At 67.9% G+C, this 14,862-nt stretch carries 15 protein-coding genes and 1 pseudogene; 9 read left to right on the plus strand and 7 right to left on the minus strand.

The window, feature by feature from the left end; genetic code table 11:
* Nucleotides 1-141: 141 nt before the first annotated feature.
* Genes AB0J12_RS37360 through AB0J12_RS37370 form a run of 3 tightly spaced genes read right to left on the minus strand, consistent with a single transcriptional unit; the run spans nt 142 to nt 1,448 of the window.
* Nucleotides 142-642, minus strand: a complete 501-nt coding sequence (locus AB0J12_RS37360) for a DUF6083 domain-containing protein (RefSeq protein WP_363269215.1) — start codon at nt 640-642, stop codon at nt 142-144.
* Nucleotides 639-1,154, minus strand: coding sequence for an RNA polymerase sigma factor (locus AB0J12_RS37365; protein ID WP_363269216.1), 516 nt, complete (start codon nt 1,152-1,154; stop codon nt 639-641). The genes AB0J12_RS37360 and AB0J12_RS37365 overlap by 4 nt, the downstream gene beginning before the upstream one ends.
* Before the next feature lie 21 nt (nt 1,155-1,175).
* Complete coding sequence (locus AB0J12_RS37370; protein ID WP_363269217.1) at nt 1,176-1,448, minus strand: hypothetical protein; 273 nt, start codon at nt 1,446-1,448, stop codon at nt 1,176-1,178.
* Nucleotides 1,449-2,539: 1,091 nt separating this feature from the next.
* On the opposite strand from AB0J12_RS37370, the gene AB0J12_RS37375 reads away from it, so the two are divergent.
* The gene (locus tag AB0J12_RS37375; RefSeq protein WP_363269218.1) at nt 2,540-2,938 is read left to right on the plus strand and encodes a hypothetical protein; all 399 of its coding nucleotides are present in this window, start codon (nt 2,540-2,542) and stop codon (nt 2,936-2,938) included.
* A 187-nt stretch (nt 2,939-3,125) separates the two neighbouring features.
* Nucleotides 3,126-3,590, plus strand: coding sequence for a hypothetical protein (locus AB0J12_RS37380; protein ID WP_363269219.1), 465 nt, complete (start codon nt 3,126-3,128; stop codon nt 3,588-3,590).
* A gap of 817 nt (nt 3,591-4,407) precedes the next feature.
* Here AB0J12_RS37380 and AB0J12_RS37385 read toward each other — a convergent pair.
* Nucleotides 4,408-5,156, minus strand: a pseudogene (locus AB0J12_RS37385) (transposase family protein).
* Nucleotides 5,157-5,898: 742 nt separating this feature from the next.
* Between AB0J12_RS37385 and AB0J12_RS37390 the strand changes: the two are divergent.
* The gene (locus AB0J12_RS37390; RefSeq protein WP_363269221.1) at nt 5,899-7,185 is read left to right on the plus strand and encodes a cutinase family protein; all 1,287 of its coding nucleotides are present in this window, start codon (nt 5,899-5,901) and stop codon (nt 7,183-7,185) included.
* 107 nt (nt 7,186-7,292) lie between these two features.
* A complete protein-coding gene (locus tag AB0J12_RS37395) occupies nt 7,293-7,481 on the plus strand; it encodes a recombinase family protein (protein ID WP_363269223.1) in 189 nt (62 codons plus the stop codon).
* 376 nt (nt 7,482-7,857) lie between these two features.
* On the opposite strand, the gene AB0J12_RS37400 is transcribed toward AB0J12_RS37395, so the two are convergent.
* The 3 genes from AB0J12_RS37400 to AB0J12_RS37410 all read right to left on the minus strand — a co-directional run bounded on the left by AB0J12_RS37400 (nt 7,858) and on the right by AB0J12_RS37410 (nt 10,125).
* Nucleotides 7,858-8,262: a DUF4145 domain-containing protein gene (locus AB0J12_RS37400; RefSeq protein WP_363269234.1), complete on the minus strand. Its 405-nt coding sequence runs from the start codon at nt 8,260-8,262 to the stop codon at nt 7,858-7,860.
* An 808-nt stretch (nt 8,263-9,070) separates the two neighbouring features.
* Nucleotides 9,071-9,508, minus strand: a complete 438-nt coding sequence (locus tag AB0J12_RS37405) for a peptidoglycan-binding protein (protein WP_363269225.1) — start codon at nt 9,506-9,508, stop codon at nt 9,071-9,073.
* Nucleotides 9,509-9,765: 257 nt separating this feature from the next.
* Nucleotides 9,766-10,125, minus strand: coding sequence for a hypothetical protein (locus tag AB0J12_RS37410; RefSeq protein WP_363269227.1), 360 nt, complete (start codon nt 10,123-10,125; stop codon nt 9,766-9,768).
* Between the two features lie 149 nt (nt 10,126-10,274).
* Between AB0J12_RS37410 and AB0J12_RS37415 the strand changes: the two genes are divergently transcribed.
* The 5 genes from AB0J12_RS37415 (at nt 10,275) to AB0J12_RS37435 (ending at nt 14,254) form a co-directional block, all read left to right on the plus strand.
* A complete protein-coding gene (locus AB0J12_RS37415) occupies nt 10,275-10,463 on the plus strand; it encodes a hypothetical protein (RefSeq protein ID WP_363269228.1) in 189 nt (62 codons plus the stop codon).
* Nucleotides 10,464-10,851: 388 nt separating this feature from the next.
* Nucleotides 10,852-13,098 (plus strand): helix-turn-helix transcriptional regulator, encoded by a 2,247-nt coding sequence (locus tag AB0J12_RS37420; protein ID WP_363269229.1) that lies wholly within the window; start codon nt 10,852-10,854, stop codon nt 13,096-13,098.
* Between the two features lie 12 nt (nt 13,099-13,110).
* Nucleotides 13,111-13,668 carry an XRE family transcriptional regulator gene (locus tag AB0J12_RS37425; RefSeq protein ID WP_363269231.1) on the plus strand — a complete coding sequence of 186 codons (558 nt, stop codon included), beginning with the start codon at nt 13,111-13,113 and terminating at the stop codon, nt 13,666-13,668.
* A gap of 111 nt (nt 13,669-13,779) precedes the next feature.
* On the plus strand, nt 13,780-14,007 hold the full coding sequence (locus AB0J12_RS37430; protein ID WP_363269232.1) for a hypothetical protein: 228 nt from the start codon (nt 13,780-13,782) through the stop codon (nt 14,005-14,007).
* A gap of 31 nt (nt 14,008-14,038) precedes the next feature.
* Nucleotides 14,039-14,254, plus strand: coding sequence for a hypothetical protein (locus AB0J12_RS37435; RefSeq protein ID WP_363269233.1), 216 nt, complete (start codon nt 14,039-14,041; stop codon nt 14,252-14,254).
* Nucleotides 14,255-14,862 lie beyond the last annotated feature (608 nt).

A 14,862-nucleotide genomic window follows, 5' to 3' on the forward strand; every position in this document is an offset into this window, starting at 1 on the left:
GCTGCCATCAGCGCCCCGCTGCGTTAGCCGTCGCTCCATGAACGGCTACGCAGCGGTCTGTGAACCGGACCTGCGGCCCGTCCGGACGGTCGACGCCGGACTGTCCGGAGTGGTGGGTTACTGGCCAGGGCCAGCCGTCACTCAGCGGGTCTCAGACAGACTGTGGGGATAACCGTCCGTTTCTCGTTGGGCGAGCGCAGCATTGTACTTCCGAGCAGTAGCCAGCCACGTCCCCACTTCGAGCCCGTCCACAGACGCCCCCGGACACGTCAGCCGATGAGGGATGCGGCAGAAGGCACCAGGTGAGGGTTCGTCAGGGCCGCCATTCCATGCCAGCCCGTTGGCGTCGATGTACCACCGGTGGCCCACGGGAACCAGGTGGGCAGGCACCTTGAGGCGGGGATCGAGAAGAACGTGGTGCCCGGTGTACGTCCTGCGTCGTTCTCCGGCTAGGCCGCAGTTCGGGCACAGGGGCGGTGCAGGTGGCTCGGGCCCGGTAGCGCCGTCACGTGCTGCTTGAGCATGATCGGCCTGATTGATCCGTTGCCGCAGCGAGGCGAGGCGCTCACGTGTGCCCGCTGGGTTAGCCCAGAGCTCCCGGATCGCTTCCGACGCATCTCGCAGCTGCTCTTCGATGCTCATCGTGCACCTCCATCTACATCTGAGAGGAGCGTTTCCAGCGTGGCACGCGCGTGGTGCAGGTGAGTCTTCACTGAACCGACCGTGATCCCCATAATCAGCGCGATCTCCCGCAGCGGGAGGTCGTGCTGGAGCTGGAGGGCGACTGCCACCGCTTGTTGACGTGGCAGCTTACGTACAGCACTGAGAATAGCGAGCTGATCTTCACGGAGGGACAGCACGTCTTCGCAAGTTGCTGACTTACGCCCAGGCATCTCATGCGGGTCCGTGATCACCCCTTGCTGCTTCCTCAGCTGCTGCGCTTTCGCCAGCCGCTGACGAGCAACCTTGAACAGCCACGCCCTGACGTTCTCCAGCTTCTGCACCCGCAACCAATACCGGTGTGCGGAGATCATCGTTTCCTGGGTCGCGTCATCGATCAACGCAAGGTCACCCTCTAACCAGACCAAATAGCGCCGTACATGAGGCTCCCACTGAGTGAAGAACTCGGCGAACTCCGCCGGCTCCGGCTTCACGCACACCCCCGGATCTGCCGCTCAGAGTTCCGACCGGCTTTCGACGTGGCCGCTGATGACGGTGCGGCTGCCCTGGGCCGTATCCTCCATCCGCACCCCCTTGCCCGGCAGGCGATCGAGCATCACCACCAGCGTGGCCCGGCGCTCACGTTCCAACCCAGTCCTGGACCGGCCGCGGGCTAGTTCGTGCAGCACATCCCAAAGACTCGAACCGCCCTCAGGACGCCGTACACGCAGGCCCACCAAGGCGGCGAGCGCGGACACCCCCAGCGGGACCAAAACATCAAGACTCACCAGCCGACTCCGTTAGTGCCGTGCTGCGACCCTTCGTCACAGCTCTGTGCACTACAGGCCGTTGGGGCGCCCTAAGGTTGAAGCGCTCGACCGTGTCCCACGTCACACTTCGCCGCGGCGGAACGCGGCCGTGCTCGCTTCCCAGACGAAAGTGCCGATCGTCGCGTACTCGGGGGGCGTCGCTCGACGGACCACGGTTCGTAAGCGGACCATCGTCCCTGCGGTGACCGGTCTCGGGGCTGCTGAGGGCTCCCCGCAGGAAGAGCAGGAGGCCTCCACCGACGACGAGCCTGCCCCGGCGACGGTCGAGCCGCCAGTGGCATCTGGGTATCGATGTCGGGCCTTGTCCGGGCCGGTCAGTCGTCCAGCGGCCCGGGTGCTTCTTCCGCCCGGCACGACCCGCACAGGCCGTAAGCCTCCGTCATGCCGGCCGCGCGGCCGCCGGGGAGTTCTGCAGCGCGCCGCACCTCCCACCGCGTGAGGAGCACGCGGCATCCCGGCTGTGTCCGGCCCCGTGCGGTGTTCCGGGCCGCGCACGGCTCGCAGGCCCGGCTGCGGTCACTCGTACATGCGGGCGCTGACGGCGCTGTCGCCGAGCAGGTCGACGTGTACCTGGTAGAAAACCCGGCCATCGCTCCAGTCCTGGCGGGCCATGACTGGAGCGTGCCGCCACCGCCCATGTGACCAGACATCCAAGGCAGGCTCTTTCCCGGCCGGCCAGGTGGTCACCTTGGGTTCGGGACTGTCGTCCGGCCGCCATGGGGGAGCCGGTGCAGGCTCGGGGATCTCCTCAGTGCTCATACATGGAGCGTATGCACGGCCGCCCGGCCGACGCTCAGGCCAGCCCCGAACGCACAGCGCTGTGGCGTCGTACCGTCGTGAGCATGAACGGTGCGCCCAGACGTATTGAGCCCTCCATGGACCGGGCCACCGCGGCGCTGATCCTCGGATGCAGGCCCGGCGCCCCGCAGCACCGAACGCCCCCCGGCCGCGCTCACCCACGCCGGGGGGCGTTCGCGTGCCCCGTACAACCATCTGGCCACCCCACGAGTCACAGCGGTGACACATCAGCACAACCGTGGGGGGACCACGTGAAGCGCACCGCCGCCGTTCTGTCCGCCGTCGCCGTCCTCGCCGCCGCGCTCACCGCGTGCAGCAGCAGCGACAGCAGCGACAGCAGCGAGGACAAGCCTGCAGCACCGCCGTACAAGATCACCAAGCAGGATACGAGCGGCAATCAGCGACAGGTCACCGTCGAGGTGAGCAGCACCAAGGATCTGCGCGCCGTGTTCGACGACGTCGCCGACAAGCTCACCGACGAGGCCGGATACTTCGTGCAGATCAACTGCACGACGGGCGGCACCAAGGCCGCTGACAACCGCCTCGCGAACGGCAAGAAGGCTGTCGGTCCCGTGGGCGCCGCCTCGACCGGCCTCGACGACGGCAAGACCGAGTACGAGGCGCAGGCCGGCGCCAAGTGCCCCGCGTAGCTCCGCCCTGACCAACGCCCCGACCGCGCCCCCGTAGCGGTCGGGGCGTTTCTCATGTCCGCGCCGAGGAGATGACCCACCAGGTCGGCTACTGCGCGCGCTGCCAGGGGCTCACCGTCCGATACGGGCAGCACGCTCAGGTCGTCTGTCCGGCCGCCGCGCCGCCGAGCTCGGGCAGGACCTGGACATGCTGGAAGTGCCGCACACGATCGTGACGGCTTTCCGCTTCCCGCTGGCCAGCTCCCACATCAAGGCCATGCGGTGTGGGGAGGAGGTCCGCATCGCTCGCAATGACCTGACGCGTCTGGTGCGGTGGATGCCCTCGTTGAAGGAGACCATCGCCGACGTTTCCGAGGACTACCTGGGCTGGGCCTTCCGCCTGTTCCAGCCGCGGACCGAAGGAATGGCGGTTCTCAACCTCGCCCTGTCGGCGGACTGGCCCGCCTGGTCGAAGAAGCAAGCCCGCGCTGCGGGGCTGGTCTGCGCGGAGTGCGACTACGACCTGCGTGAGGTCGAGGACGAGACCCGGCTGCCGTACGACATCCGGCTGCCGGAGAAGCCGAACAAGCGCCGCCTGGTGTGCGGGCAATGCTGCAACCACGGCCTGGACGAGCTGGAACAGCTGGCCACGCTCGTCCGACAGCAGTCGTGATCTCCGCGGCTACTCCGTACTAGGCACTGCGCGGCTTCCGACCGCTCATCTTCTTCGCGGCCGCCTTCGTGGTCGTCGTCCTGGCCGGGGTGAGCACTTGCCGCCCTTGCCGTCCCCGTCCGTGACCATGTGGACGATCCGCACGCGCGGCGTCGTCTGGGCCTTCCCTGAGGTCAGGGCGTTTTCGGGGTGACAGGGGCGACATGGGGCGACGCGAGCGGACACGGCGGACGCGCGGCCGGGGGCGCGGTGACGGTCGGTTACCCGTTCGAGGGCTTTCCGGGACGACTTGCGCGGCTAACCCCCGGCTCCCTGATGGTCATGGCCATTCCCCACCCGCTTGTCCGGGACGGGAGGACTTTCCCCACCGACCTTGAGGAGACAGCCATGTCCAACGACCGCAACGCCCTTGCGACACTCGCTCTCGCTACCAGCGCCGTTTCCTCATTCCTGCGCTCACGCTCGCCGCGGCTGTCTTCGTGGCCCTGATGGCGTTCCTGAAGCTGTGACCGGTCGGACCGTGGGCGGCCGGCGGGGTGGCGGCCGCCCACGAGAGGGAAGATCGCCCCGTGACACGTAGAGCGTTGGGCATGGGACCGTCCGCGGGGAATCCGGCCGCGGAGCCGACAGGGGCGCGTCTGCTGCCCATTGAGCGGCTCGGACTCCTCGGCGAGCCGCGCCTACCAGCGGTTGCACGGCCTGCAGGGGCAACCCGGCTTCACTCCGGACCCCCTGGCCAGCTATCCCGGTGAACAGCCCGCGCTGCTGTCTCAGGCGTTCACCCTTGCCTGCGACAACGGGCTGACACTGAGCGTTTTCAGCGTTGACGCTCCAGGGTGAGGACGGCGGCGGCGATGACGCTCATGCGGTTGGGGCTGCAGCGGGCTCTTCGGAAGACGCGCCAGGACTTCAGTCTCGCGACGCTTCGTTCGACCGGTGCGCGTGCCACTGACAGAGCCCGGTTGATCGTCCGCTGGGTCGCGGTGAGGTCCTGGTGCGGGAGTCGTCGGATCGGAGTGGTCACCCAGGAGCCGGCCCCGGTGTAGGCGCGGTCGGCTAGGACGGGCACGCCCTGGAGTTCGCAGATCCGGATGATGCGGTGGGTGCGGGCCGCGGTCAGGTCGTGGGTGCGGCCGGGCAGTGCGGGCGAGATCCACAGCAGCTTGCCCGCAGGGTCGGCAACGACCTGCACGTTCACGCCGTGGCGGCGGTGCTTGTGGGAGAAGTCAGCCCGGCTGTCACCGACCCGGTCGCATTCTGCGAGCGTTCCGTCGAGCAGGACGTGATCGGATCCGTCTCCCGCAGGACCCGCAGCAGCCCGGGTGCCCGGCGGGACAGATGGCCGACGACGGCGGTGACGTAGGCGTGGGCAGTGCCGACGGATATGCCGAATCCGGCGGCGAGCTGGGCGAGCGTGTCGTGCCGACGAAGGTAGACCAGGCCGACGAGAGCACGCTGGTGCGGCGGGAGCTTGCAGCGGCGGTCACCCTCACGGGTGACGATGAGCATGGTTACCCACTCGACCAGGGCGTGCGGGAGGTCGAGCGCGGCAGGATAGGGAACCAACGAGGCTCCTGCGCTGATGAGTTGAGACGTCGAACACCTCTCTCAACGGCACAGGAGCCTCGTCTGTTGCGGAAGGCCCCCCCGTCACCCGACCGGTGGCCACTCTGAAAACGCTCAATGACTGAACTGGCTCACAAGCTGGCCTGGAGCGCAGCCCAGGTGCGGCGCATGCTCGGTGTCGAGGAAGACCGGCCAGCCCTGCGGCTGGTCAGCAGCTCGTCGTGATGGCTTGTTGGCGAGGCCCGACGGCCGGGCCTCGCCGCAGATCAGCCGTGACCCGGACGCCCTCCGAGCAGGCCGCGCTCAACCAGGGCGTCACCGTGAGGCGTATGTTCCCCGAGGCCGATCTCCGGCTAACCGCGCGTAGGCGCCGACGAGCCATCACGAAGCGCCGGGAAGAGGCCGGTGGGGTCGCTCCCGCGTCACAGTTATGCCCACATTGGGGGCCCTGCAATTCCTGGCGCCGTCTGCTCGATGACAGCATCTGGGTACGTGTGTCCGCAGTGCGTGCAGATGCGCTAGGGCCGTGATCTTGAGCGTCCACAGGCGTAGGTGGGACATCGAAGCCAATGCCGATAGCTGAGCCAATCGGCCTATTACTCCGCGCGTTCGACGTGTGCCGCTCTGTAGCATTTCAGGTGGTGGGGGGGTCATCCGAACGGAGGGCATTTGCCGCATGCGACGAAGAACCGCTAGCCAATCCCGCCCGAAGAGTCGAGACCGAATACGTCTGCTGACTCTGGTGCCTGTACTCGCGGTGGCGATAGCTTTGCTAACGCCGTCAACTGCTTCTGCTCAAGGCGAAGCAATTGCCCTGAGTCCGACTCAGGGACCGGTCAACACGCGGGTCACCGTGCATGGTACGGGCTGGCAAGACTACTTCAGCCGTGGCCTCGACGTCCCGATTAATATCGGATCACAGCAACTGGCCGACGCGCACCCGGATTCGAGCGGTGAATTCACCGTCACGATCACGATACCCGAATCAACTCCTCTCGGCGTCACGCGCATAGATGCCATCCTTGGGAATGGTGGCTCGGCGAGCGCCTCGTTCACGGTGACGGAGTCAGGCTCCGTCCCTCCGTCCACTGAAGAGGAGCCTTCGACCCCGCCCTTGGACCTCTCGCCTGGCGAAACCTCGGAGGGGTCAGCACAGCTCACTCCGCAACTGCCCCAGCAAGGTCCGGCCAAGAGGTGCGACAAGGGCGTCAGAATCGTCTACGTCCCCGGGTTCAAGGATGACACCGATGGATCCTGGGCGGCGGGACCCCTGAGCGACGCACTCACGGCGAAGGGTGTCAAGGTCCTCAACGATCCATCGAAGCTGCCGGACAAGATCGACTATCTCGCAGTGCACGGTGGTCTTCCGCAGAACCCCAGCGTCATTTCTGATGGCCGGGACAAACTCCTTGCCCACCTCAAGGGCCTGCCCAGCGATGTTTGCATCGCACTCATCGGCTACTCAACAGGCGCTGTCGCCATTGAAAAGGCGCTCGATATCGTTCCCTCCGATGTGGGTGCGCGGATCGTTTCCGTGGAGCTGTTCGCCAACCCGAGGAACATTGTCGTCGAGTCACCTGTGAACAAGACCTACATCGGACGCGTCGTGGAGCTGTGCAGTCAGGCAGATCCCCTCTGCTCCAGGCCCCCGCGCGGTACACCACTCGCCGAGCAGATCAAGAAGTGCAAGGATGCGTTTGATCGCGGCAAGGGTCTTGACGCAGGCCCCTGCGCTGCCCCTGGGCACCTCCCTGATGCCTATGAGGACGAGGCGCGGACCGGAGCGGGGTTGGCATCTCTGCTCGTGACCGGTTCCACCACCGGCGGCGCTTCTCACACGGTGGCGAGCGGGGATACCCTCTGGGACCTCGCTGCGAACGTCTACGGGGATGCCAGCAGGTGGCGGCTCATCTATGACGCCAATCGATCGCTGATCGAAGAGGCAGCGCGGCAGCACGGGTTCTCGTCGAGCGACGATGGGCACTGGATCTTCCCGGCGACAAGCTTGGTCGTCCCATCAGCGGGCTGATCAACGCTTCATTCCCCCTGGGCCCTGGCGTAGGTTGCAGCCAGGGCCCTCCACCTTCTGTATCGCCAGGCGCGATCGACTCCGGCCATTCTCATAAATGACCATCTGTGAGAATCAGGGACTCTTCCCGCTCCCGACGTCCCGCGCTCGCTGATGCGCTTAGCGAGGTAGAAGACGGCCAGGCGGCGGGGATCGTCGTCGGCCGGCTCGACCGTCTCGCTCGTCGTCTTGTTACGCAGGAAGCCATCCTGGCGCAGCAATCAGGCGACGCAGCCTTAGTGTGCGACACCCCATGAGTTCCCCACGAGCTTCGTGAGCCCCTGACCCGCTGACCAGGGGCTGCTTCCTCTTCCGAGTGTCTTACCTTCAGGTGACGCAACCTCGGGATTCTTGAAGCGCTCTCGCTCCGTCCGACCAATCTGCCGTTGGGCTGAAGGTGAGGAGGCTCGGGCTGGCACTGGCTGACGTACGCGACCTGCGCGAGTTCCACGATCCGGTCTCGGCGGAGGAGCTGGAGCAGTTCGAGACCGACGTGTTATCCGAGTTTGTCCTCGCGCGGGCCTCGGCGGAGACGGGCGGACGGCACGGTCCGTGGGGACGTCGGGCACCTGGATCAGATGCGGGCCTGGTTCGCTGACCGTGGAGTTGGGCTGTCGACGCTCTGCCACTTGCTCAGCCTCCAGAGGCTACGTCACCCGGATTAGTCCCCGCTCTGTGTTGATCACGGCGTTGCTTTCGCGCTTGCCGCATTCGGGCACGCTCCGCTGGCTGCATGTACAAGATATGCACCGCCTCCGTAAGGAGCTCGGCGACGTCGGCAACCTCATCCGCTGAGAACTCCAGCCCGTCGTGCAGGCTCCAGTTACCGAGCAAGCGAGCCTCATGCAGGTCCGTGACGATCTCTTGAGGAACCCCTCGATTCGCAAGGTCGTTGATCCGGTCATTAAGGTTCCTTCCGGTGGCGCCACGGTCGTCGCATAGGCGCTCCACGGCTGCGCGGTACATCGCTCCGGCGGCTCGATATGCCTGTGCCGCCTCGCACCGGCTAGCCTCGGTATAGAGACTGCGGACATCCATCGGTGCGGCGTCTGGCAGCTCGCGTGGCTGGTCTGGGGGCCACACACGCCTCGGTTCACCAACCCTTTCCCCACCCTGCCGTTGCTCCTTATAGCTGTAGACCTGGGCGAAGGTTGTGCTTTGGTTGCAGTGGAGGCACTGGTAGACGAATTCCCGGACGGCCCAGCCATCCTGTGTCGGATGCGGAATGATCGTGGCTTCAAGTTGGGGCCAGACCTGCCGGTCGTCCGCCCGCTGGAATGACGTATGGAGGTTGCAGTTGGGGCACTGGCCTGTGGCGCGTGCTCCATCGTCCTTGAGATCAAAGTTCACGAGTCAGGGATACGGTGGCCACGGCCGTAGCGCACGCCCTGACACGGAAGATTTCCTCGGGTTCATCCTGTACCCGAGGAGCCGAACCCCCGCTGAAACTGAAACGGTACTGGACCTCCGGGTTCCGTAAGGACCCTTCAGTCCGCGTGAACCCATGGGTCTCAAGGCCCCGGTCACCTACCTCGGCCTCCAGGGACGAGTAACCGGCAAGTAGGACCCTTAGTCCCACAAGAAATGGCCGTGACCACGCCCCGCCCGCTGTTGCCCGAAGCGCAAACGAGGTGCTCCACTGGAGAGGCAGTGGAGACGTCCGGCCTCTTCAAGGGAGGAGGGCCGCTATGGGCGCAGAACCCTTCCCATTGGAATACGGCGCTACGCATGACCCCAGTGAATGCACCTGCCGTGTACTTAGGCGGCCTCGGCTGCGATCCAAGCGGTTCGACAGGAAGCTCGACGAACTGAAGCAGGCCGTCGTTGACGGATGTATGCGCCAGTTCTACGTGATCGAGGTCGAGAAGGGACTCTTCTGGGTTGAGTGCCACCCGTGCAAGTCCCGGGAGCGTTGGGAGGGAAGACGCAGCGGACGCATCGTGCGTACCTGCGGGGGCGCCATGACGGTGCCTGAGCCCGTCCAGCGTCCCAGCCCTCCCTGGCCCGACAGGACAGGGTGGAGCCCTCGCATGCATTGAACACAACGCGACAGCTGGAAGTCACGAACGTTCTTGCGGTCGGCGTCCGACCACTTCGGGCCGGCCCCCGAGACGTAGTGCTTGCCGAAGCCCTTCTTCACCAGCTGGTTGCCGAGAGCGGTGATGTGCGCGTTGTTCTTGCCGGGGCCGAACGCGTCGCTGCCCGGGAACGGGGGCGCCGGCTTCGCGGTGACCTTCCCCGGGAGGGTGCCGAGCAGCTTCTTGAGCGACTCCTCACCGGGCACGCCGTCCGCGTCGTCTCCGGAGCCGGATCGGTCATGCCCAGCGCCCTATGGGCCGCAGCGACGCGTGAGCGCCGACGCTCCCAGGCGCCTCTTCGAGGCCCCGCTTCGTCCGGTCACGGGGCCCCGCAGCGCGCCGCCCAGAGGGGAGGAACGGGTGCGGCGCACCTGGTGCAACGACCGGGGCGCATACGGGTTACCGAAGGCCGGATACGGGTGCGGCCTGGCCGTGGCGTTCGACCGGGGCGCAGCGGCGGCGGTCAGCCGGCGGTCGTGCGGCGCGCATTGCGATAGGCGGCGATCAGCGCGGTGAGCTGCCGGTTGTAGCCCTCGGCTTCCTCCAGGGCCCCCTCCGGCATCAGGTCGTCGGCCGGGTAGCCGGGAGCGGGACGCCCGGCGAGATGCCCGCACAGGGCGTCCAGGCGCTCCAGGAGCGCCGCCTGGCGGGCCTGCTCCACGGTGAGCGACCGCAGCCAGGCGTGGCGCTCTGTGACTGTCTCAGGGCGCGCGGGCAGGACCCGGCGGATCGTGTCGGCGCGCTCGGACAGCGTGTTCCACACGGGCATCCGCAGCACAGAAACGAGCATCGCCAGATCGGCTTTGAACGTCGTGGCGGTCATGCCTTCACCGTCGCACCCGGCACTGACAACGCGCCGCGCCCCGTACGAAGGGGTACGTCGTACGGGACGCGGCACTACTGCGGACGGGTCAGACGCCGGCCCCGCCCCCGCCGACGCTCTAGCCGGAACTGGTCGGGTCCGGAACCGGCATGGTGCCGCCCGACGTTGCGCTCAGCGAAGCGGAGGCGGAGGCCGAAGCCGCTCGCCTCATCGCCGAGAGTTACAGCACCAACGCCCCCGTCGCCACCTCCTACAAGGACGTGACACCGGTCCCCGTCCTCATGCTCGCCGGCGCCGGATCGGTGTCCATGCCCCTGAGCAGTCTGGCCGCTTCCTGAGCCCGCCCCGCGTCTCGTTCAGGTCGTTGATCATCCGGTCCTGGCGTCGGCGGACTTCCCGGTTCTCCTCACGCAATCCGGTGACGCCCGCCTGGAGCTGTTCCAGGATCTTCATGCGGCTCTGTGTGAGGTCGCCGTGCACTGCTGTCAGCCCGACTGTCGGACCGTCCGACCGCGTCTTTCCACCCCATGTGACCCCCCTGGTTACTCCGAGCGGTGCGACCGCCCATTTCTCCCCACAAAGACTTGGCGTGACGCGATGGTTTCCAGCCCTTCCCTGGTCAGGACCGCCCTGAAAGCCAAGCGAACGCGCTTCGTACGCAATTCGTACGGCAAACATACGCGATTAGTGCGGTACGGGGGGTAGGGTGTGGTCAGGAGGTGTTCCATGTCCGAGTTGTTCGACGCAGTCGACGCGCTCGTCGCGTCCCGTTCTGCGCTGCCGTCGGCGGAGGAGCGCAAGCGGCTGCGCACCGCTCACGGGCTGACGTTGGACGAAGTCGCCTCGGCGCTGAAGGTGCGCCGGGCCACCGTGTCCGGCTGGGAGTCGACGAAGAAGCCGACCGAGCCGCGCGGCCCGGAGCGTGAGGCGTACGCACGGCTGCTCAAGCAGCTCGCGGAGCTCTACCCCGCGCCGGAGAAGCCGGCCGCCCCGGTGCCCGCCACGTTCACCGGCCCATCCGACCCGACGGAAGACAGCACTCTGTCCAAGGACCGGGCCTCCGAGGCTGCGGCCATGACTGCAACCGAGAACCCCCAGACCGAGAACCCCCAGACCTCTGCTCCTGCTCCCGTCGCTGCTCCGGACGCTGCGACCCGTCCGGCGCGTACTAGCAGGCCGACGTCGACGTCGCGCCGACCGAGTGCGAAGAAGGCGGCCCCGGCGGGCACCTCGGCGGGCGGCACCGACCCGCGGTTCGAGAACGGGCCGCTGGCGGTCGTCGACGTTGAAGACGGGCAGGTGCTGGCGTACTGCACCGGCGGCCTGGTCCTGGACGTGCCCGCCAAGAGCATCCCGGCCCTGGTGGACTGGACGCTGCGCGAGGCGAAGCTCGGGCAGCCAAAGCTGTCCGGTCCGGGCAAGGACGCCGACCCGCTGCTCGTGCTCACCGAGGCCGCCCTGGAACGCTACGGCCTCCCCGTCACCCTCACCGAGGAAGAGCGGCTCGCCGGGCGCCTGCCGGAGGGCCACAAGGTCATCAAGCAGCTCGCGCGTGCGGAGTGGAAACTGACCAAGCGCGGCTTCGGGCCGTGGGCGCGGATCTACCGCCCGGCCCGCGGCTCAGAGCGGGCTTGCGTGCAGCTGTGCATCCCGTCGTGGCACGCCCTGGACACCCGGCACTGGGGCGAGGCCGGGCAGCTCCCGCCCGCCGAACTCGCCCGCGTCCTGGGCGTGTACGCCTCCCGGGTGATGACCCCGCGCGGCTCCACCGCCGTGACCGGCCTGGAGCTGATGACCGCCCTGCACCCGCCGACCCGAGCCTCCGAGCCCGACGCCGACGGCAAGCGGCACGCCGAGCACAACCCCGGCTCCCTGGGCAGGGACCCGGTCGACCCGGCGCCGTGCGAGGCCCCCGACGGACACCCGGTATTGAAGGGCCTGCCGCGCTTCCACGTCCGGGGCCCCGGCGAGAAGCTGTTCGAGGAGGCGTACGACTGGGCACGGCCGATGACGGACGCGGAGTGCACCCTGCGCCACCTGGTCGGCATCGACGTCAACATGGCCTTCGCGGCCGGCGCGAACGGCCTGAACGTCGGCCTCGGTGCCCCGACGCACGTCAAGGCCCCGGCGTTCGACCCGAAGCTGCCCGGCTCCTGGTTGGTCGACCTGTGCCACGTGGATCTGTCCCGCGTGAAGGTCGGCAAGGAGTGGGTGGAGCTGGACGGCTCGCTGCTGCCGTCCCCGTTCACGCCGAGGGGCGAGCGCCCGACCGGCCCGGCCTGGTACGCGACGCCGACCGTGGCGTACGCGGTGGAGCTCGGCTACGTGGTGCGCCCGCTGGAGGCGTGGGTCCGGCACGAGAACGGCCGTTACCTGGACGGCTGGTACCAGCGGCTGCGTGACGCCTACCTCGCCACGATGGCCGACCTCGGTGTCGACGCCGACCTGTCGCCGGAGGACTTCCTCGCGGCGATGGACGGGTACAAGGAGCGTGACCCGGAGCTGGCGATCGTCGTCTCGGCGATCAAGGCCACGGTCAAGGGCGGCCTGGGCAAGCTGCGCGAGCGCCCGCGCGGGGAGGGCTGGCGGCCCGGCGAGCCGTGGCGGGCCCTGTCCCGGCCCACCTGGCGGCCGGACATCCGCGCGGCGGTCATCTCCCGCACGCGGATCAACCTGCACCGCAAGATCGTCAAGCACGCGGCGCTCACCGGGCAGTACCCGGTCGCGATCCTCTCCGACTGCGTCGTCTACGCCGCCAACGGACCCTCACCGCTGGACTTCCTGCCCTACCGCGAGGGTAAGCCGCTGCCCGGCGGCTTCAAGCTCGGCATCAACCCCGGCCTGGTCAAACACGAGGGCACCCAGACTGTCCTGTGGGGCGAAGAGGTCCGCGAGCGGTTCAACGCGCCGGAACTCAACCTCGCCCGGTACATCAAGGACGGCACCGTTTCCGACGTCGACAACGGAGAGTAGGAGAAGGCGACGATGACCCTGTTCGGGGACGGCCTGGAAGCCGCGGTGCAGAAGGCGTTCACTCGCCCAGCACCAAAGTCGGCCGGCGCGCAGATGCGCTACCTCGTCAAACAGCTCAAGAGCACCAAAGCGGTCGCCCAGATGCTGCGCATCTCCCAGCGCACCGTCGAGCGGTACGTGAAGGACCAGATCAAAAAGCCCCGACCCGACCTCGCCGCGCGCCTGGAGCGCGAGGTGAAGAAGCGGTGGCAGCCGCAGATCCGAGCCAAGGCCAAGGCGAAGGCGGCGAGCACAGGCGGCATCGTCATCGACACCCGCGCCCGCATGGGCTACACCGCACCGATCGGGTCGACGGACCAGGACCGCATCCGGCACCTGACCGTCGCCCTCCCGCCCGTCTACGCCGCCCGCCTCTTCGAGGCCCAGGAGCAGGGCGCCAGCGACGCCCGCCTCCAGGAGATCGCCGCCGAAGCGCTCAAGGAGGTCTACTTCCAGGACGGCGGCCGCCGCGCCGGCAGCCTGGAAGAGGTCCGGTTCACGGACATCGAGCACCTCGAGCTCGACCTGTAGCAGCCGCGCCCCGGTCCCCGCTTAGGCGCGGGGTTTCGTCCGCACCGTGCCGAAGCGCCCCGCCCCAGCGCTACCGTGAGGACACACGCCAGCAACGCCCAGGAGCCTTCGATGAGTCAGCCGGCCCCCGTGCCCGACCGCCAGCCCCTCGATGAGAACGCCGCCGCGTCGATCCGCGCGTACGCGGCCGACCAGCGCGCGAAGGTCGACGTCCTCGCCTCGGTGCTGGAGGACATCGCGGAGAACGGCTACCCGTCCGCGGAGTCCGGTGTCCTGTGGGAGGAAGCCCGCGACGCCCACCTGGAGCGCCTCGCCGGCGAGCAGCCCCGTGTCGCCTGAGCACGCACCGCGCCGGTCCCAGGTCGTTCTAGTGGAGCCCGCGCTGAGCCAGCTGGAGAAGCTGACGGCGGCCGAGACACACCGCCTGGACCGCGCGATCGTCGCGATCAGCGTCAACCCCGAGCTGGGCACGCCGGTGCCCGACACCCTGCTTCGGGACTACATGGACGACGTCGACGGGGTCCGGGTGATCTACTACGTGACCGCCCTTCGACAGATCACGATCGTGGCGTACGTGGAGGCGTAGTAGCCCCCCGAGCATCTGAGCAGCGCCCCGGATCACTGACTGGTCCGGGGCCTGCTGAGTCTGCCGCCCGCCGCTGCGCAGGTGCAGCAGCGACGTGGTGGGCGGTGCTGCACGTGTGACGGAGAGCGATGACACTCGAAGGCCGCCGGCACTGTTGCCTTCGCCCGGCCCGTGATCGGCTGAACTGGCCCGCTCGAGCAGGACGCCCCGGCCGAAGCCGGGGTCACAGCGAACGCAGGTCATCGCGGCGGGTGATGATCAGGCCTCGCCATCGCCGACCGGGTGTGCTGGGCGCCGTCGATCTAGCGCGATTGCCGCCTCGACCTGGCCTGAGTGCCGTGCAGCTCGGAGATCAGCCCAGCCCAGGCCCGGCGGTGCCACAGGTTGGCGGGCACGTCGCCGGCGGTCACGGTGCCGTCGGCCGCCAGGGTGGCCCGCCGGTTCTGGATCCGCCGCTGTCTGCCCGCTCTGCGGCGCGAAGGCCGGTATGAACGACCTTGCTGTTGTGCAGTGACTAGTAGTGCTTGGTCAGGTTCATTCGCCGGTGGCGTGTCCGTTTGATCGGTTCGGTCGTTGAGCGGGTGTGCTGGGTGGGGAGTTGGCCGCGG

Origin of the sequence: Streptomyces sp. NPDC049915 (assembly GCF_040656475.1) — a bacterium.
GTDB lineage: Bacteria > Actinomycetota > Actinomycetes > Streptomycetales > Streptomycetaceae > Streptomyces.

Coding starts and splice junctions, on each gene's coding strand:
- AB0J12_RS37430 (WP_363269232.1), top strand. CDS start 13,780: ATGAGTCAGCCGGCCCCCGTGCCCGACCGCCAGCCCCTCGATGAGAAC.
- AB0J12_RS37400 (WP_363269234.1), bottom strand. CDS start 8,262: ATGGATGTCCGCAGTCTCTATACCGAGGCTAGCCGGTGCGAGGCGGCA.
- AB0J12_RS37415 (WP_363269228.1), top strand. CDS start 10,275: ATGGTGCCGCCCGACGTTGCGCTCAGCGAAGCGGAGGCGGAGGCCGAA.
- AB0J12_RS37360 (WP_363269215.1), bottom strand. CDS start 642: ATGAGCATCGAAGAGCAGCTGCGAGATGCGTCGGAAGCGATCCGGGAG.
- AB0J12_RS37380 (WP_363269219.1), top strand. CDS start 3,126: ATGCTGGAAGTGCCGCACACGATCGTGACGGCTTTCCGCTTCCCGCTG.
- AB0J12_RS37420 (WP_363269229.1), top strand. CDS start 10,852: ATGTCCGAGTTGTTCGACGCAGTCGACGCGCTCGTCGCGTCCCGTTCT.
- AB0J12_RS37410 (WP_363269227.1), bottom strand. CDS start 10,125: ATGACCGCCACGACGTTCAAAGCCGATCTGGCGATGCTCGTTTCTGTG.
- AB0J12_RS37425 (WP_363269231.1), top strand. CDS start 13,111: ATGACCCTGTTCGGGGACGGCCTGGAAGCCGCGGTGCAGAAGGCGTTC.